This window comes from Brevibacillus sp. M2.1A, from assembly GCF_013284355.2.
Lineage (GTDB): Bacteria > Bacillota > Bacilli > Brevibacillales > Brevibacillaceae > Brevibacillus.
In genome coordinates this window covers 96,905-115,510 of record NZ_JABSUY020000001.1, presented here as the reverse complement: position 1 = coordinate 115,510, position 18,606 = coordinate 96,905, and the positions used below count along the sequence as shown (strand labels likewise).

Here is an 18,606-nt window from a genome sequence, read left to right as displayed (position 1 = left end):
TATTTCTTTCGGGAGTTTGTCGCTGTTTTTTTAGTAAGCTTTTCTTGCTTTTCGCCAGCCGATTATCAAAAGAGCAAGGATCAGTATGAGAAAAACAAGTACACATAAAGCCCAGATTGACTGTAGCAGCATGCTTTGGTTGACTAGCCAGGGAATCTCCTCCAGAGGCATGTTTTTCATTTTGGGGAGTGAAGGAATGATCATCGCGTCTGCATAAATGTGCAGGACGATTGGAGCTAGCAGTCCCCAGCGAAGTGCTGCCCATGCCCACAAAACACCAATGAGAAACGATTCAAAAATAGCTCCCAGACCATGCCCAGGTACGTGATAGTAGGCGAAAATTATCGAAGGAATGAGTAGATACATCCATCTTGCACCAGTGGGCAGATCTGTGTTCCTCCGATAGAGGAGTGTTAGCATGAGAAAAGGGATGCCGCGAAAGACAAGCTCCTCCCACAAAGGATTATGCCAGATGGCAAACACAAGCAGATTTGCTTTGCCAGCGAGTGACTGTGCACCGATTGGCTGCGTGCTAGACCATCCGCTAATCGCCTGAAAAGCAGCTCCAGCCGCTTTTGCCAATAAGAGACCGACAAGGATGAACAGAAATGCCTGCCCCAATTTTTTCCTCCCTACAAGCCATAAGATGCCGCCAGCGTAAAGCAGCGAGATCACACCAAAAATAAGCCAGCCAGGAAGAGGGACAGCGACCTTCCAATCGGTTTTCGGCCAGAATAGGAGAGATACGTAAACCGTTTGTCCCAAAAAACCTGAGGAGAGAAATTGTCCCCAGGAGGCGAGCAGGGGCAGAAAGAGCATCATCATCAATAGAAGAAGGAAAAGTGGGCTTTTGGTTACGTATCGAAATGTATTTGTCCACATTTGCGAAAACCTCTCATTCCAACCATTTTTCCATATAATCCTATATGCCTTTTACTCGGTCTAGGCGAAAATGGCATTCTTCAGATTTTTGTAAGAGTTTGATTAAGCAAGAAATGGTATCAGACGTATGATATGATAGAATCAAAATTCACTGTCAGTAATAGATAGAGAGCAGTACAGGAAGGGAGTGTCCAGGATGCAACAGCCCCAGCTTCTTCATGAAGAAAAGGTATTCAAAGACCCTGTTCACCGCTACGTCCACGTGCGGGACAAATTCATTTGGGATTTGATCAACTCCGCAGAATTCCAACGTTTGCGCAGAGTCAAGCAACTGGGCACCAGCTTTTTTACGTTTCACGGTGGAGAGCATAGCCGCTTTAACCACTCGCTTGGCGTGTATGAACTGATGCGCAGAATTTTGGAGACGTTCGAAGGTCGGATTCAGTTGACGTACGAGGAAAAGCTGCTGTGTCTATGTGCGGCTTTGCTCCACGATGTGGGCCACGGTCCGTTTTCCCATTCGTTTGAAAAGGTGTTCAAGTACCATCACGAGGATTGGACGCGCGCCATTTTGCTTGGAGATACGCAAATCAACCGCATTCTTCGTCGGTTTGATGATAGCTTCCCGAAGAAATTGGCAGAAGTGATTAATAAGACATATGACAATAAACTGATCGTAAGCCTCATCTCCAGCCAGCTCGATGCCGATCGGATGGATTACTTGCTGCGTGATGCCTACTATACGGGCGTTAATTATGGCAATTTCGAGATTGAGCGTATCTTGCGTGTCATGCGGCCGCAGGAGGATGGCATTGTCTTTAAATTCAGCGGGATGCATGCTGTCGAAGACTACATCATGTCTCGCTATCAAATGTACTGGCAGGTCTATTTCCATCCCGTTACACGAAGTGCGGAAGTCATCTTGTGCAAAATTTTTCAACGGGCGAAGCTCTTGTTCTCCCAAGGCTATCCGTTCATGCAGGAACCTGTCATGCTGCTGCCTTTTTTGCAGGAAAAGGTAGAGCTTGCTGATTATTTGGCGCTTGATGAATCCATTATTCTTTTCTATATGCAACTCTGGCGCAGAGAGCAAGACCCTGTGTTGAAAGATTTGTGCGCCCGTTTTTTGGACAGGAATCTCTTTAAATACGTCGAATATAATCCGAGGGATTTTCGCTTGCTGTCTGAACTAAAAGAACTATTTCAATCTGCCGGAATTGATCCGATGTATTATTTGGAGGTAGACACGACCTCCGATCTTCCGTATGATTTTTACCGTGCCGGAGAAGAAGAGGAGCGCATTCCGATTATGCTTCAAATGCCTTCAGGCGAGCTGGTCGAGCTGTCACAGAAGTCAGAAATTGTACAGGCCATTAGCGGAAAGCGGCGCTTTGATTACAAGCTGTACTTTCCATTGGATAAAGTCATGGCTTTGCCGGGGGATCTCTCCCGTAAGATTCGAGAACGTCTGGGAGTGATGGAGGATGCTTAATCGTCACGCCAAGATCATACGCCTGATTGAGATAGTCGGCGAAGTGAGCGGGCGAAAAAAATTGCAAAAGATGGTGTACATAGGAAAACATCTGGAGATGGATTTCGATGAGCGCTACGAGTTTCACATGTACGGTCCATATTCGGAGGAACTGACGCTTAGAGTAGATGAGCTGTGCAACATGGGGCTTCTGGATGAGCAAATGGAGAGTAAAGGTGCCATTCATATGTATCGTTACTCTTTGAACGAAACCGGTCATGATTTTCTCAAGTTTCATGAGGTTGACTTCGGGAGTGGAGAACGTGCGATTTTGCGCATGAACGAGGAGAATTCCCGTTTTCTCGAGCTGGTTTCTACGATTCTGTATTTCAACCACCTGCCTTATGAGGAAATGAAGGGCAAAATCTTTACGTTTAAGAGCAAGCAGCGCTACACCGAGGAAGAGATTCAAAAAGGGCAAGCGTTTATCGAAGAACTGCGTGCGCTGATGAAGGAAGACGGCGGCACTGCACGTAAGCAATAGGGAACACCATACAAGGACAAGCACGGCGTACGAACTTGCAAGAGTTGTGGTACGTCTTTTTTTTATATATGTCAGCCAGTCCAATGGGGCTGGCTTTTTTTGTCTCAGTTCGGAGCTGCATAATACGGGCATCGTTCTTTGACAAGTGCATAGGTATGAAACATTTTGCTTAGCGAAAGGGAGATGGTCGTGAGCAGAAGCAAGCAATGGTGGCTGTGGATCGCGCTCGGTGTTGTGATACTTGTCGCCGGTATAAGCGCGTGGGGGACAGCCAGTGCGCATGAAGTGAGAGTGGTGTATGTCTATAGTGATAGTTGCGTGTATTGTACGGAGTTTGGGCCGACATTTGAGAGAGTCGTGAAGGAATATCCACCGGAAATGATTCAACGACTGGATATCCATGAGCAGAAAGAGCTGGATGAAGCGTCGCGCCTCGGGGCAGAGGCAACCCCCACTGTTTTTGTCGTCGAACAAGGTAAAGTGGTCGACAAGCTGGAAGGGGCGGTACCCGAGAATACGTTGCGAAGCTTTTTGCAAAGGCACCTAAATCAGACTCTTTCTAAAAATGGATAATATAGGTAAAATATCCGGTAAAGAGGGGGTCATTCCATGAACAAACGTGCAATGATGTCATGCCTACTAGCAGCTTTTCTCGCAATGGCAGGGCTTACTGGAGTAGCTGACAGTTCTAGCGTACAGGCTGCTGCGCCAGCGAAGGATTACGCTTCACATACAGCAAAGGCAGCCATTGATTTCGGTGTACAGAAGAAATACTTATGGCTGGATAGCAAGGGAAACTTTTATCCGAATAGTCAAATCACGCAGGGGCAGTTTATTGCGAGTTTAGTAGCGATTCGCGGATTGAAGGAGGTAGCGCCCGTACCGCAGCTCCCAGCGGGGCACTGGGCTAAGATGAGCTATGAGAAGGCGCAGAAGGCGGGGATTTTGGCGGGAGTGAAAGTCGAGCCGAACAGACTGATGACGAAGGAAGAAACAGCAGCGCTGGTGTATGCTGCATGGAAGCCGATTCGGGGTGAAAAGAATCCGAATTTAACTAATACCGGGGCGCTGATCACGTGGGGATGGATGAAGCCTGCGCCTAGTGGACAGCCCAAATTTCGTGAGGATTTGCCTGTGACACGAGGGGAAGCGGCGGAGATTTTGCGTTATTTGTGGAAGGATAAGTGGCAGCTTGAGCAAGGGGCTAAATTTGCGGATGAGTTTCATAAGAGCTTGAAGGTTGTGAATGGGAAGATTAGTGGGAAGGTGCCTAAGGGTGATAGTGATTTTATGATAAGGGCGATGTTTGTCTCAAAACAAAACGTTAAAGAAGGTTTTTTAAATAATGAATCCTTCAGTATTTCAATAAATGGTGCAGACTATATGTCTTTAGTAATAATAAATAATAACGACTCAACGGATGCTGGTGCTTTTATGTATCCCAAATTACCTACTTTTGAGAGAGTTGATAACACACGGAAATTTTATAAAGCGAAGGGTACAAAACAATGATACGACTTATAATAAGGCACAGGAAATTAATTTTTTCTGTGCTCTCCTTTTGTCTCTTAAGCGGGCTACTTACTATTTATTCAAATTTTGCAGGTGCAACACCAAACTACCACGGCATCGGTGTTGCTACTGTAGATTCACAGAAAGAGCTTGCACCAAAAAATCAGTTTGACATTCTTGCGATCTCAGGAATAGATGGAGAACTTGGTGCAACAGTATCACAGATTGAAGTAGATAGGGTCATTGATGGAAATAGAGTACTAGGATTCGCTGATATCAACAAAAAGGCAGACAGAGGATGGTACTTCGTAGACGAAAGTGAAACAAGCTACTGGATCAAACAGTTTGGCGGAAATCCCAATTATATCTTGGGGGGAGCTGCTAATGTTTATAGTAAAACTGTTTCTAGTAGTACTATAAGAGATTTCGTAGAGTACCAAGCCTACAACCTCGCAGAACTAGCCTCCGCCTCAGGCGGCGCAGGCTACACCAAAGGAGACAACCTCGTCCCAGACGGCAAAGGCGGATACATCTCAGTAGGCCACTTCCGAACAACCCCACAACCCAGCGGCAGCATAACCACCAACAAAACCAAATACAACCTCAACGAAACCGTTGAGATCCATGCAAATGCCACGGACTTTTCTTACTATGACCGCGGCATTTTTGTATGGTCTTTAAATGTGATCAACAAGACAACAGGACGTGGATACAAGAGCCTCTTGTCTAATCAAAAATTCAACGATCCAAGCACGGCTATCCCCACAGTAAACGAGACAAGCAATCCCCCGGGCTACAAGTGGACCTATAAAAATACCGAATATAAGCCTAGCGAGCCAGGCGTGTATGAAGTATCGTTAACAATCACTGACCTGCACCAAAGAAGCCGCCATGGATCAAGCAGCATAAGGGTTTCCACACCTTACACAGCACAATTCACAGTAGGAGATGTAATCCCGCCGGAGAAGCCTGATCCCGAAAAGCCTGACCCGGGCCCAGCTTGTTCGATCGGATCAACAAAAACCAAACTGAACATTCAAGTCGTTGGTGACAAGGATATAAAAGACCACAATGCTGTTGCAAGCGGCGGCTCAGATATTGCTGTCGAAAAAAATGCCGATATCACTCTCTCTGCCAATAAACCAGGAAAATACACGATGAATGGTTATGACATGAAGCCTGGAGCGAATGGGAATCGGAAGGTCGCGACAGGTAGGGTGGGTAGCTCTGGACGGGTAAAAGTCGTCTACATCAGTGATGATGGAACGGAGTGCTGGGAGAAATATTTGAGAGTCGAGTCGCCAGATGGCGAAGACTCATGCCCTATCGTTACGCTATCGGCATCTGCAGTAAGAAACGGTGAAACGATTGAGATTATGCCGTTCGATACACTTGCGTTCCGAGCCAAATACACAACCAAATACGGAGATAGCTCGGAGGCATCTCTCAAGTGGGATGTATCGCTTCCAAACGGAAAAATCTATACCTTGCCAGTCAAAGAAAATGACAATGGCAGATGGGGACCTTATGATTCCTCCAGTTTAAAGCTTCCGGACGGAAATGTTCATAACCCGTACTATTTTCCATTCGAGCGAGGAAAAACGTACAAACTGAAGCTAAACTTCGATGGAACAAAATGGGGGGAGCGACCTGAATGCAATTGGGAAATAACGATTGTGGTAAAAGATGCTTCCTGCTCAATCGCTGATCAAAAAAAGGTTGCGTTTTTGGTGCATAGTGAACCACCTCTGCCATTTTCTCCCGAAGGGGAAAGCATGAACGGATCAGTCAGCTCAGGTTTTACACTGAAAGACCCCGTATACATCAAGTACTTTACAGAGGTTGGAGATCAATACGATACCAATCTATCGTTTTCTTCGAAGGTATCTGGTACTTGGTATTGGAAGAGCCCCGGTGGAAAAACAGCGTTAACCGACAAGCTTGCAGCGGGCGAGCCATTCAGGCTCATGTTGCCGGCAAACGTAGATGTTGGCGATGAAATTGTACTGCTGTTCGAGTCCGAGACGGGCTGTACAGGTGAGGTGCGATTCACCATTGAGTCTGACCAAAAATGCTGGGATATTCTAGCGTCAGTAGAAATCGATCGAAACAATCAGAAGTGGAGCAAGGATATCCAACGTGGGGAAACCATTGAAATAGCAGCAGATGAGATTCGAGACAAGTATCGGTTTCGGATGTTTTTGTCGGATGATAGTCACTTTTCGATGAGATGGTTTGATCCTGCGTCTGGCTCTTGGGAAAGAAAGCGAGACGGAAAGGCACTCGATAGCTCAAACAGCTCCACAAATAGCCACTGGGTGTATTTCCCGAGAGACGAAAATGGTCTTCTTTTAGAAGGGCTGTACAAGGTGCAATTTTATTCAACCCAGAGTGACGGCTGCGACGGTCATTTTTTTGTGCAAATCGGCAAAGGTGATCCAAAACCGGATGGAGAGAATTTACTCATTGTGAAATCGAGCTTTCAAATTGATCCGAAGAGCCCTCGAGCTGCAGGAACCGATGCGACGATTACATTTAACGTGAAGAATGCCGGGAAATTAACACATGATACGAAATTGGCTGTTCGCTGGGCTAGCTCAGAAAAGGAAACTCGCTTGGACGTGAATGAATTCAAGCCGGGTGAGGTGCGCAAGATCACGGTTCCGACGAAGTATCCGCAAAAATCCGAGGATTTTATCGCCCATATCAATCCTGCGAAATCCATGCCGGAAAACGAGACGATCTGGACAGACAATCGTGCGGCTTGGCCAGTGAAGATTGTCGGTGGAGAAGTTCCGGAGCCGCCTGGCGGTGGGGGCGATTTTGATGGTGGTGAAATTGGCTTGGAGATTTATGACAGTGACGGTCGACAGCTACAAAAACTGCCATTACATGCAGACGGCGTGTGGGAACGTGAGCCTGCTACGATTCGCGTGGTCATAGATCAGACGAAAATAAACGAAGGCTTCCAAAAAACAGAGCAGGAGATCAATCAGAAAATTACGCAATTTAAAGCACAATTGGAGAGTGCAGTCAGCGGGGACAATATTAAAAACGTAACTGTCACTGCGAATCCGGGGTGGATTTCAGATGCCAAGAGTATGGCTGTCTATACACCAACACAGCTCGATCTGAAGCTGACGGGCCCCGGAGTGCCGATGCAATGGCAGGTAAGCAGTGCATCTACAGGCACTGAGGTCGTGTACACAGGAACTACGGTCCCAACACAGACGACTTGGCGCCAAGTACTCCAATCGCAAAAGTACAAAGCAGAAATCAACGGCTTTGTCATCGTGATGGATTATCAGGTCGATTTTGAGCTGTCCTACGAGAGCTGTGCTATGAACGACGAAGATGAAGAGGTGTGTGAACCACAGAACCTATCCAAAACGATGGCAGGACGCTATACGATTACGGTAAAAGGGGGAGAGCGCTCCTTTGAGGTCTTTGAGCCTAATGCAACAGGCTCGATTCGCCATACAGCCGAATGGGAAGCGTATCATGCCAGAGACAGGTATCCAAACAGCCAGCCTAACGATTATTACGCGGGTGAGCGCATTTTGACACAAGTGGAGCTGCAGGATCGACACCGTCATCCTGTGAGTAACCAGTTTCCCGTCGTGACATCTGCGCAGGCGTGGATTTCAGAAACTGGCATACGCCAAACGCCGTTACAGTCGTTGTTAGCCTTGCACCAAGCGACTCCTCGGCTCTGGAGAGGCCCCTCCTATTCCGCATCCAAGCTAGGGGCTCGTGAAGTGGGCGTAGATACGCCTTTGATGGGGGATAAACAGCATGGCTTCCAAAAGGATGCGAGCTACGCAGTCTATTACTCTGTTTCCTTTCGTTTTGACGTGAACAAAGGCTTCCCCTATCAAAATAAAGCCTCCGGGCAAGGGAACGAGCTAAAAGATTATCAACTACCCTTCCGAATCATTGCAAATGCATGGGAACGACAAGGAATCCGCAACCATACGACTCAGTAAAAATATTTGCACCCCCGCTCTGTCTTTTTCTACAGTAAAGTTAGAAAAAGGATGAGGGGGATTTTTGTGGGAATAATCACGCGGCGCTTGCTATGTGTACTTCTCCTATTCGCTTTATGCTTGGGAAATATAGTAGAACAGGGCTGGGCAAAAGAACCGGAGATATTCGTAGAAGAGGCGTGGGCATGGATCGACGAGGGAGAGGTGCGGTTTCAGGCACAATTATCGGGTACTCCGGATAAAGTAGAGCTGTCTGTCAATCAGGGCAGCGACAGCAAAACTCGTTCTTTTCACGAGGAGTCTCAGATTTCCCTCGCTGTAATGCCTACGGATGATAGCCCTGTCCAAATAACGATGTTCATAGATGATTCAGAGGAGCCGTTACGTAGCTGGGAGCTATCGTTACCTGAACACATAGACCCTACCGTAGAAAAAATAAAAATCCAAAAGGCGCCTTGGGATGAAATGGCTGCCGATCAGGGAGAGCCGTTAGTGTTGGTTGAACTAGAGATTGAAGACCAAAACGCAGCTCCGCCGGAAGAGTCAGAACAAAAACAGGAGCAGGATGCCACTGATGAAGAGCTTTCGCGGCTGGCAGAGGAATTTTATGCGGAATTTTCAGGTGAGAATAAGCCAGGAGAAGCGGAACTGCGCAGTCGAGAAGCTCGCTTTGAGGTAGAACCGAATGATACCTTGGGCAGCAAATCGGATTGGCTATTTGATGGAAAGGACAGCCATGGAAAGATTAGCAGCAAGGATGATGTTGATTTTTGGAAAATCAGAGGAACAACAAATGGACAGATGAATATATCCCTCACAGATATTCGGGCAAACGAAGACTACGATTTGTATGTGTATGATGAGGAGGAACGGGAGCTTGCCCGTTCAGAGCAGCATGGAAATGAGCCTGAGCTCATCGAGGGACTGGCACTTGAAAAAGACAAATGGTACTACATCAAGGTCGTTGGAAAACAGGGCTCGTTTTCGAAAGATTACTACTACCGCTTGCGAGCTGATTTCTCCGCAGATCAAGGAGGGGGCAAGGCAGATGGATACGAGCCAAACGACACAATGGAAGAGGCCTACGAGCTGGATGCGTATAACCGAAATATCGTAGGGAATCTTCATTCAAAGACGGATGTGGATTTTTACAGCTTATCCATTAAGCTCTCCTCTACTGTGGAGGTCTCCCTCAAGGATATCCCTACTGGAATGGATATGGACGTATTTCTCCTCGACGAGGCCGGAAAAGTCGTCGCTAGATCCGAGAAAGCGAAAAATTCGGATGAACATATTATCTTCAATGCCTATCCTGGAACCTACAAAGTCAAGGTTATGGCCAGCCAACGCTCGGGATTTACTGCTAACTCGTACAGTCTTTATATAGGAGACAGAACAATTCCGGTTATCTTAATTCCGGGAGTGGGTGGATCGCGCCTGGAAGTAGAGCAGAATGGAAAGAGATCGGAAATATGGTTGGGACTTGGCGATAGTCTCATTGGTATTAATGATCCTAAACACCGTCGGCTACTCTCGTTGGAGCCGATCAAGCCAAATAGTGTAGATGTGCAGCCAGTCGTCCGTGATGCGACGATCCACCCGGAAAAAGATGATTTTTATGCCATCGAGTATCTTTCCTATGCACCGTTTTTAAAAGAACTTACCGAACAGTATTACAGCATGGTAAAGGAACTGGAGAATGCAGGATACAAAAAGCATCGCACCTTATTTGCACTGCCGTACGATTGGCGTTACAGCAGCACCAAAAATGCCAAACTTCTAAAAGAGAAAATCGACGCTGCACTGAAGGCAAGTGGGGCAAATCAGGTGCATTTGGTGGCACATAGCATGGGTGGGCTCTTGGTAAAAGAAACACTTCTATCCAATGTGTCCTACCAGCGCAAAGTGAATCGTGTCGTATACATGGGCACACCCTTCCTTGGCTCTCCACGGGCATATCAGGCTCTTAAGCACGGATACAATTTTTCGATCCCTTGGCTGGATGAGGAAACAGGGAAAGTGATTTCCTCTTATGCACCTGCCGTTTACGAGCTGTTACCCTCTAAAAAATACTTTGAAACGGTTGGCTTCCTGAAAAGGAGTAACATTCAGTACTACACCTATGATGAATTTTTAAAGGACAAAAATATTCGCCTCGACTATGCGCCGCTCGTCAAACATGGCGGCAAAATGCATGAAAAGTGGGATAACAAAACGATCAATGTTCCCCAGTATTCCATCGTGGGTACAGGTCAAGTAACACTGCTTGGTTACTTTTACGATTCTTTTTATAACGAATGGTCCCCGATTCTCGATCCTGGCGTTGGGGATGGCACCGTTCCGTATATGAGTGCCAATTACGCCCAGAAGGATATGAAAAAACGATACTACGTGAAAGGCGAACACGCCAAACTGCCGACCATACCAGAAGTCATCGACCAAGTAACGCGATTGCTACAGGGAGATGAGGAATTACAATCAGGATTGCGCAATGCTCCGGACCAAAATGCTGACTACCTGTATTACATCATTGCACAAGATGACAAAAGCTTTCCTGAAGTGACGATAAACAAATCCGGTCAGACCTTTACGCTCGACGCCAATAAAAAAGAAGTACGGGAAGACCTGTCAATTGAATATCACGATCGCATCGTTGTTATCCATGTTCGAGATGGTGAAAACTTGGAATTCCAGCCGACTGTAGCTGTAGAGGGAGAGGAGCCAGCGCGCTTTCTGATCAAACGCTTTTCTTCAGATGATTCGGAGCGTTACAAAGAAACAGGAAGACGTTACGTGCTTGATGTGCGTGGACTGACAGAGGTAGAAGAATCTACAGATTCCAATGATGTGTAGTCATCAAAAACAAAGGGTGTAAGACAATGGATGATAATTGGATAATCTGGTTCATACTCGGTCCTTTCGTATTTTCATTGATGTTTGCGGGGCCTTTGATCGGTTTGTTCATCGCCGCTTCCATTCGCTTCATGCTAGGCTTTCGAGGCTGGTTGATCTTTCTAAGTGTTCTTTTTATCAGCTTTGTGTACTACCTGTTTATTGTTCCCTCTGACACGATGCTAGGTGAACTGTTAGTCATGAAGGTTGCCATGGCGGTCCATACAGCCGTCGTAACAATCCTGATCATGTGGGGCATCGAAAAAATGATCCAGCTCGTAAACAAAAAACGAAACACCCAATAGCCCATGGATAAATAACTGGGCACATAGGCAAATTGCGTCATCGCACGCTTTTCGAGTAGAATAAAGGAAGGAGAATGATTGTCTGGAGGTTATTCAAATGGATATTTTTGATAATAAAAAAGGCGGCTTTACCATCATGAGTGGAAAAACCGATGTACATGGCGGTTTTGGTCAAGGTGTACTCGACCTGAATGCTGTATCCTCGGTCATAATCGATGGGGACGAAGCGTACATTGACATGGGTGCCTTGCATGCCAAAAGTTCTGTAGAAAAGGGCATCAAATGGACGACAAATAAAGAAGAAGTACCAAATGGAAAGCCTTATTGGCTCGTTTGGGTAACAGTCGATCGCAATGAAGCTGGTCCTTACTATGCAGGGGCAACTGCGTGCTACATGGAAATTGATCGGGAAGCGCGTCGGGGCTACAAAATTTTGGCAGATCACGTGAATCGTATGGATTACTCCATGAAGAGACGTATTATGCTGTCCGATCTATCCGATAAGGAAAAGGCCGCTTTGAAAAAGCTTTTGATTGAAAATAACGCAGCGATGTATGAGAATTCCACAGAGGAATTAAAGCAAAATTTGTCCTAAAGTTGGAAATCGTGAACGGTCTGTGAACAAATCGTGAAATCAATTGTTCACACAATTGAAGTCAGGTAAACTTATTTCCATATTGTGTACATGTACACTTGGTCAGCAAACAGGGAGAGAGCCGTCACTCTTTCCCTGTTTGTCTTATATATAATTATCATTGCTGATCATAGTTTTTGGGAAATCGCGGAACACTAATGGGGATTGAACCAAACTGTTTGACGGAAGGGGCGGTACCCATTGGAAGAAGATCTCCGTGGTAATGAACAATCGCATGATCATTTTGTGAGGCACGGTGGTGTCCATTTCCGCACACACGTGACTCCGACCGAGATAAACAACTTTGTACGCAAGCTCCCTGCTGGAAAAAGGGACAGCTTGTTCGAAGTATTGGAACAGCTTGATCATGCCGGCCTGATTACGATCGTCAACGACCATGTTTTTGCCGATGGAGACGGAGTCGTGGGCGGCGGGGACAATCAGAGCACGCTAGGTTAATAGGCATATCAAAAAGGACGTACTCGATCAAGAGAAACGTCCTTTTTTTCTTTATTGATTCGGTTTCCACCAACTGCCCATGCGCTGCCAAAAGGTCGAAGAATCTGGCGGCTTTAAAGGTGTCGGTGTCTCATTTGTCGGGATGTGATCCGTGCAGTAATCTTGAGGCTCTGTTCCGCTGGCGAAATAAAAGAGCTGTGGATTCGGACAATGCTCGGTCGCCAGTTTTCCAGAAGCGGGATCAATATAGACAGAAACAACACCAGCTGGCATGTCAAAGAGCGCAGGGGGCTGACCTTTGAGCGCACTTTCCATGAACTGAGCCCAGATTTTTTTGGACAGATAGCCTTCCTTTACATCATCGACCTTTTGATTTTTGTCGTAACCTACCCATACGGTCGAAACCAGCTGCGGAGTGAATCCGCTCAGCCAAGCATCATAATCCGTGGATCCTGTTTTCCCTGCTACCGGTCGGTTCATTTCGCCAGCTACGCGATATCCCGTACCGCCTTGTTCAAATACACTTTGCATCATATTCACTAAGAGAGCAGAGGCGACCGGATCAGCTACCTGTGTTTTCTCAGGTTTTTCTTCAACCAAAATGTTGCCCTCGCTGTCCTCGATGGAGGTGATGGCAATGGGCTTAACGGCTTGTCCCTTGTTGACGATTGCTGCATAAGCTGCGTTTAACTCCAAGGGAGAGACAGGTGAAGTTCCTAGTGCGAGAGAGGGAACTGCTTGCATCGAGCTGGTGATACCTAATTGCTTTGCCTGATCAACCACTTTTTGTGGCCCGAGAAAATCAATAGTCTTGACGGCATAAATATTGTCGGAGGTTTTGATTGCTTCACGCATGTTGATCAGTGCGTTTGCATATTTTCCACCAAAATTGCCGGGGATGTACTGCTTATTGTTATCGTAGGTAAAAACGGTCGGTTCGCTTTTCATCAACGTGAGCGGTGTATAGCCGTTTTGCAAGGCTGACAAATACATGATCGGCTTGAAGGAGGAACCGGGCTGACGCTTGCCAAGCACGCGATTGAACTGACTCACCTTGTAGTCACGTCCACCTACCATCGCTTTGATATAGCCGGTAGCAGGGTCCATGGCGACGAGGGCTACCTGCAAATTCGAATTATTTTTTGGTAAGACAGAAGCAACAATATCCTCGGCCTTTTTTTGTACAACTGGATCAAGGGTCGTGTGGATTTTCAGACCGCCATGAATAAATTTTTCTTCGTCAATGCCATATTTGTTTTTTACCAAATTCGCGATGTAATCGCGGAAATAAGGAGCTGGCTCGGTTACATTCTCGTTTGCTCGCTGTTTCAGCTTGATTGGCTCCGCGTAGGCTTGCTCTGCTTCCTTCGATGTCAGTAGATTGTCGCGCTCCATGGCATTCAAAATGAGCTTTTGTCTGGCTTTGGCACGTTCCAAATCGACAAACGGTGAATAATAAGTAGGACCCTTCGGGATGCCTGCGAGCATGGCGCTCTCTGCTACCGTCAAATCTTTGGCGTCCTTGCCGAAATAGGTTTGGGCAGCAGCTTGTACGCCATAGGCTGAATGACCGTAATAAATCTGATTCACGTACATTTCTAATATTTCATCCTTGCTGTAATTCAGTTCAAGCTGAATCGCAAGAAGGGCTTCTTTGATTTTTCGCTCCCAGGTCTTGTCCAAGCTGAGGTACAGATTTCTCGCCAATTGTTGGGTGATGGTACTGGCACCTTGACGCATGTCCATGTTAACGACATCGACATAAGCAGCCATGGCTAACCGTTTCCAATCAAAACCAAAATGCTCGCGGAACGAACGATCTTCGATAGCGATGGTCGCATCAAGCAATGCTGGTGAAATCTCTGCAAGTGGCACAGAAATCCGGTTTTCGCCACGGTGCATCGTATCCAAAACCTCTCCATTGGAAGCGTAAATCGTCGTGGTTTGCTTCACAAACGTTTCCGGGAGTGGTTGTGAGCGTAAGTACAAAATGAGTAGCAAGATGGCAAAAGAGAAACATAATAGACTGAGAATGGTAAATTTTACAAATTTCTTAGCCCAACGCAAATAGCGCAGTAATGGGGCTTCGCGAATGATTTCCATGTGTGCCTCTCCTCCTTTCTGCGGTTGAATCAATAAAATAGGACATACTACGTTACTAGTAGTATGTGTCGCTTGCAAGCTGGTTAAACTTTCCTTGCTAGAAAAATATCTTGCAATTTGGAAGACAGCTACTATAATTTTCTTGTTATATTGTATTTTCATGCGGTTAATTGAAGGAGGTTACATAGCCATGAACATGGAATTGTGGTACACCGAAAAACAGACGGAAAATCACGGGATAACAACGAAAATTACAGAAACCCTATACAGTGAGAAATCCGAGTTTCAACAAATCGACGTAATTAATACGAAGCAGTTTGGTCGCATGTTAGTGCTCGACGGCATGGTTATGACTACCGATGTCGATGAGTTTGTCTACCATGAAATGATTTCTCATATCGCGTTGAACACGCATCCGAACCCGAAAAAGGTTCTGGTTGTAGGCGGCGGCGATGGCGGTGCTATTCGTGAAATCGTAAAGCACGCGTCTGTAGAAAAAGCAGTTCTGGCTGAAATCGACGGTGGCGTCATTGAGTCTTGCAAAAAATACTTCCCTGAGATTGCGAGTGCATTGACAGGCAATCCACGTGTAGATGTACAAGTAATCGATGGCATTAAACATATTCACGACCACAAAGGTGAGTACGATGTGATCATGGTTGACTCTACAGAGCCAGTAGGACCAGCCGTAGGTCTGTTTGAAAAAGGTTTCTACCAAGGCATTCACGATGCTTTGAAACCAGACGGTATCATGGTTGCTCAAACAGAATCTCCTTGGTTCAACCGTGATCTGATCAAGCGTGTGTTCAAAGACCTGAAATCGATCTTCCCGGTTACTCGTCTCTACACTTGCAGCATCCCTACTTATCCATCCGGACTGTGGAGCTTCACCATCGCTTCCAAGCAACATGATCCGTTGGAAGTAGATCCAGCGAAAATCAAAGATTTGGGCACCAAATACTACAATGCGGAAGTTCACCACGCTGCTTTCAAACTGCCTAACTTTGTGGCTGAGCTGACCCGCGACTAATCGGGGGAGAACTACACCTATGCGTTTTGACGAAGCATACTCTGGAAATGTCTTTATCCGTAGTCACGGGAATTACGAAGAAAGCCAAGCGGTTATTTACGGTATGCCGATGGACTGGACAGTGAGCTTCCGTCCGGGCTCTCGTTTTGGCCCTGCCCGTATTCGTGAGGTTTCCATCGGACTGGAAGAGTACAGCCCGTACTTGGACAGGCTGTTGGAAGACATCAAATACTTTGATGCTGGCGATATTCCTCTTCCTTTTGGAAACGTGGAAGGTAGCCTGGACGCGATCCGTACATTCGTGGCAAAAGTATTGGCAGATGGCAAATTCCCATTGGGTCTGGGCGGAGAGCACTTGGTTTCCTGGCCAGTATTCCAAGCGGTTTATGAAAAGTACAAGGACATGGTCGTATTCCACTTTGACGCGCATACTGACCTGCGCGACAACTACGAGGGATACGAATACTCCCACTCCACCCCGATCAAAAAGGTATGCAACCTGATCGGCGGTAAAAATGTATACTCTTTCGGAATCCGCAGCGGGATGAAGGACGAGTTTGAGTGGGCAAAAGGAAACATGCACCTGTACAAATACGATGTACTGGAGCCAGTGAAGCAAGTGCTGCCTACCATCGGCAACCGTCCGATCTACCTGTCGATTGATATCGATGTATTGGACCCTGCGCACGCTCCAGGAACAGGTACAACAGAAGCAGGCGGCATCACGTCTCGTGAGCTGCTCGATACCATTCACTTCATGGCAAACAACGGTGCGAATGTCATCGGTTGTGACCTGGTGGAGGTTGCTCCTGTGTATGACCACAGTGAAATGACGCAAATCGCGGCATCCAAAATCGTTCGCGAGCTGCTCTTGAGCTTTGTAAAATAAGATATCCGCTTTAAATAAGCCTTCGGTTTGCAAAAGAACCGGGGGCTTTTCCTATTAATTGGGACGTTAATTTCAATTAATAAACATTTTAGTTTACAAAGTATAAAATTATCAGTACAATCATAATAGTAAGATGATTGAAAAGTCGACGGAGGGTTTCCTACAAAGGAGTTGTCTGCATGAAAGAGGTATTTGCCTACGCACCATTTCGAAAGCTGTTCTTTTCCAATTTGTTCTCCGGTTTTGGGCAAGGGATGACGATGATCGGGATTGCCTGGTTCCTCGTGGAAACGACAGGTTCTGCTCAACTTTTGGGCTCGACCATGTTTACTTCTGCGGTACTGATGTTTTTCATTGGGCCGTATATCGGGACGCTCATCGATCGTTACTCCCGCAAGAAGATGCTGCTGATAGAAAACTTGATCGGATTTAGCGTGCTTGGCATGCTTGCAATCTGGGGCTTTTTCGGAGAGTACACCGAGTGGATGCTGATTGTCATCTATTTGACGACGACTTTTATGTACCAAATTCATTACCCGACGCAGTCCGCGCTGGTACAGGAGACGTTTGAGCCCAAACACTACAACAGCATCAACAGTCTGCTCGAGATCGAAGGACAGACGGCATCCGTTCTTGCTGGCGCATTTGCGGGGATTCTGCTTAGCTCCTATGGGCTGCATGTGGTGATTATTTTCAATGCGATTACGTACTTGTTCGCCTTTACCTTGCTGTCTACCATGACGTATACCTTCACGCTGGAAAAAGAAGCGAAGCAAAACCAGGGTGTCGCGTGGACGGGGCAGCTGATGGAAAGCTGGCGGTACATTCAGCAAAAGAAAGGATTCCTGCTGTTTGGCATATCCGCACTCATGCCCTTCATCGCTGTTATGGCGACGAACTTATTGAAGCCTGTTTACATAAGCCAAACGCTGCAGGAGGGTGTCTCGGTTTATTCGCTGGGAGAGGTCACATATGCACTGGGGGCTGTGGCGGCAGGTTTACTCGTTGCGATCGTCGTTCGCAAGATGGGACAGCTGGCAGCCATGATCGGCAATACGTTGTTGTTCGCGATTGCCATTGTCGTCATGATTGCTTTGCCGTATGGCTGGGCGCTGATTGCGGCGTACACGTTTTACGGGTGGAGTAACGCTTCTGTGCGCTTGATTCGGCAATCGCTCTATATGACAGTTGTGCCGAAGCATCAGATGGGGCGGGTGATGAGCTTTTTCAACTCAATCGGCATGATGATGCGTCTGGTCCTGATCGGTTTGTTTACGGCTATGATTGATTATACGGGGGCAGGAGTCGGGTACTTGGTGTTGGCGGGTCTACTGCTGCTGGCGGCAATCGGGATTGCTGCTACCATGAGATACCTGCTGGCTGATGCCAAAGCAGAGGCTGCGGTTGCCACAGAAGAGCGATGAAGGGTAGAATGTAGGGATAAATGGGAAGCGAAAGAAAGTGGAGTGTGGAAGCAGCATGCAAGACATACAAGTGAAATTGACGGCACGGCATCATGTCGAAGGCAACTGGGAAGAAACGACCCACAGCTATGAGGGCAGGCGCGTACAAAAAGCATCCGCGTGGTACTTGACCTACAAAGAGCAGATGGAGGGCGTAGGCGAAGTAAGCACGACACTGAAGCTGACAGATACGTCCATAACGTTGGTTCGTCAGGGCGGAGTTTCAACCAGGCAGCAATTCGAAAAAGGTGCCAGCACTCATTCTACCTATCAAAGTCCCTATGGTCCGTTTGCAATGGAGACGCATACGAACAAGCTGCGAATCCGCTACGAAGCAGAGGTTCCTGTACAGGTAGAAATCGCGTACCAGCTATGGATGAATGAGCAGTACGCTGGTGAGCATGAGCTGAAAATAGAGCTAGGAAAATAAGCCGCC

At 46.8% G+C, this 18,606-nt stretch carries 15 protein-coding genes; 13 read left to right on the top strand and 2 right to left on the bottom strand.

The genetic code is table 11. From position 1 onward, the window contains the following. Nucleotides 1-30 precede the first annotated feature (30 nt). Nucleotides 31-882, bottom strand: coding sequence for a CPBP family intramembrane glutamic endopeptidase (locus HP567_RS00520; protein ID WP_173610420.1), 852 nt, complete (start codon nt 880-882; stop codon nt 31-33). Between the two features lie 196 nt (nt 883-1,078). Between HP567_RS00520 and HP567_RS00515 the strand changes: the two genes are divergently transcribed. The 9 genes from HP567_RS00515 to HP567_RS00475 all read left to right on the top strand — a co-directional run bounded on the left by HP567_RS00515 (nt 1,079) and on the right by HP567_RS00475 (nt 12,685). Further along, nucleotides 1,079-2,374, top strand: a complete 1,296-nt coding sequence (locus HP567_RS00515) for an HD domain-containing protein (protein WP_007724798.1) — start codon at nt 1,079-1,081, stop codon at nt 2,372-2,374. Further along, the gene (locus tag HP567_RS00510) at nt 2,367-2,897 is read left to right on the top strand and encodes a YwgA family protein (protein WP_173610421.1); all 531 of its coding nucleotides are present in this window, start codon (nt 2,367-2,369) and stop codon (nt 2,895-2,897) included. The genes HP567_RS00515 and HP567_RS00510 overlap by 8 nt, the downstream gene beginning before the upstream one ends. Before the next feature lie 183 nt (nt 2,898-3,080). Then, complete coding sequence (locus HP567_RS00505) at nt 3,081-3,470, top strand: thioredoxin family protein (RefSeq protein ID WP_173610500.1); 390 nt, start codon at nt 3,081-3,083, stop codon at nt 3,468-3,470. Between the two features lie 36 nt (nt 3,471-3,506). Next, a complete protein-coding gene (locus HP567_RS00500; RefSeq protein WP_173610422.1) occupies nt 3,507-4,409 on the top strand; it encodes an S-layer homology domain-containing protein in 903 nt (300 codons plus the stop codon). 38 nt (nt 4,410-4,447) lie between these two features. Further along, entirely contained in the window at nt 4,448-8,395 is a 3,948-nt protein-coding gene (locus tag HP567_RS00495) for an ABC transporter permease (RefSeq protein WP_229087824.1), read from the top strand. Nucleotides 8,396-8,461: 66 nt separating this feature from the next. Beyond that, nucleotides 8,462-11,248: a lipase/acyltransferase domain-containing protein gene (locus HP567_RS00490; RefSeq protein WP_173610424.1), complete on the top strand. Its 2,787-nt coding sequence runs from the start codon at nt 8,462-8,464 to the stop codon at nt 11,246-11,248. A gap of 26 nt (nt 11,249-11,274) precedes the next feature. Continuing rightward, nucleotides 11,275-11,592 (top strand): hypothetical protein, encoded by a 318-nt coding sequence (locus HP567_RS00485; RefSeq protein ID WP_173610425.1) that lies wholly within the window; start codon nt 11,275-11,277, stop codon nt 11,590-11,592. Between the two features lie 97 nt (nt 11,593-11,689). Further along, nucleotides 11,690-12,187, top strand: coding sequence for a YwhD family protein (locus HP567_RS00480; protein ID WP_173610426.1), 498 nt, complete (start codon nt 11,690-11,692; stop codon nt 12,185-12,187). Between the two features lie 240 nt (nt 12,188-12,427). Beyond that, complete coding sequence (locus tag HP567_RS00475; RefSeq protein WP_015893678.1) at nt 12,428-12,685, top strand: hypothetical protein; 258 nt, start codon at nt 12,428-12,430, stop codon at nt 12,683-12,685. Between the two features lie 51 nt (nt 12,686-12,736). Here the strand turns inward: HP567_RS00475 and HP567_RS00470 are convergent, their stop codons facing one another. Further along, on the bottom strand, nt 12,737-14,788 hold the full coding sequence (locus tag HP567_RS00470; protein WP_173610427.1) for a transglycosylase domain-containing protein: 2,052 nt from the start codon (nt 14,786-14,788) through the stop codon (nt 12,737-12,739). 196 nt (nt 14,789-14,984) lie between these two features. On the opposite strand from HP567_RS00470, the gene speE reads away from it, so the two are divergent. From speE to HP567_RS00450, 4 genes are all read left to right on the top strand, one after another. Further along, complete coding sequence (gene speE / locus HP567_RS00465) at nt 14,985-15,818, top strand: polyamine aminopropyltransferase (protein ID WP_088911020.1); 834 nt, start codon at nt 14,985-14,987, stop codon at nt 15,816-15,818. A gap of 19 nt (nt 15,819-15,837) precedes the next feature. Continuing rightward, nucleotides 15,838-16,707: an agmatinase gene (gene speB / locus HP567_RS00460; RefSeq protein WP_173610428.1), complete on the top strand. Its 870-nt coding sequence runs from the start codon at nt 15,838-15,840 to the stop codon at nt 16,705-16,707. A gap of 179 nt (nt 16,708-16,886) precedes the next feature. Next, nucleotides 16,887-18,131, top strand: coding sequence for an MFS transporter (locus HP567_RS00455; RefSeq protein ID WP_173610429.1), 1,245 nt, complete (start codon nt 16,887-16,889; stop codon nt 18,129-18,131). 55 nt (nt 18,132-18,186) lie between these two features. After that, nucleotides 18,187-18,600, top strand: a complete 414-nt coding sequence (locus tag HP567_RS00450; protein ID WP_173610430.1) for a DUF1934 domain-containing protein — start codon at nt 18,187-18,189, stop codon at nt 18,598-18,600. Nucleotides 18,601-18,606 lie beyond the last annotated feature (6 nt).